At 31.9% G+C, this 369-nt stretch carries 2 protein-coding genes; both read left to right on the top strand.

All coding sequences use genetic code 11. The features are described 5' to 3' along the window. Positions 1-28 precede the first annotated feature (28 nt). Positions 29-274: a DUF2922 domain-containing protein gene (locus G3997_RS05270; RefSeq protein WP_442971254.1), complete on the top strand. Its 246-nt coding sequence runs from the start codon at positions 29-31 to the stop codon at positions 272-274. Beyond that, positions 219-365, top strand: a complete 147-nt coding sequence (locus tag G3997_RS11650) for a YvrJ family protein (protein WP_296644050.1) — start codon at positions 219-221, stop codon at positions 363-365. The genes G3997_RS05270 and G3997_RS11650 overlap by 56 nt, the downstream gene beginning before the upstream one ends. Positions 366-369 lie beyond the last annotated feature (4 nt).

Consider the following 369-nt stretch of genomic DNA (forward strand, 5'->3'; position numbering starts at 1 on the left):
TATAACAGAGGATGAGATAAAAGAAGTTATGGAGTTAATAGTAGCTAAAAATATATTTGCTCCAAATGGACTTGATTTAGTATCTAGTGTTGATGCTAAAGTAGTTGTTACTGAAACTNCGGGAGCGAGGATATATCYGTTGCTCAAAATAAAAAAAGCTATGCTTAGGACCCCYCAGCCTTTGCATAGCTTTTATGTTATTGAAAGGATGTGTTTTTATGAATTCAGATTTACAGACTCTTATAGCGTCTGTTGGTTTTCCTATTGCCCTTAGTATGTATTTACTTGTAAGGATTGAAGGAAAGCTGCAAACTCTATCTGATAGTATTAATGAATTATCTAAAAATATWATWGGGTTAAAATAATATA

It is taken from the genome of Romboutsia sp. 13368, from assembly GCF_018336475.1.
Taxonomy (GTDB): Bacteria; Bacillota; Clostridia; order Peptostreptococcales; family Peptostreptococcaceae; genus Romboutsia.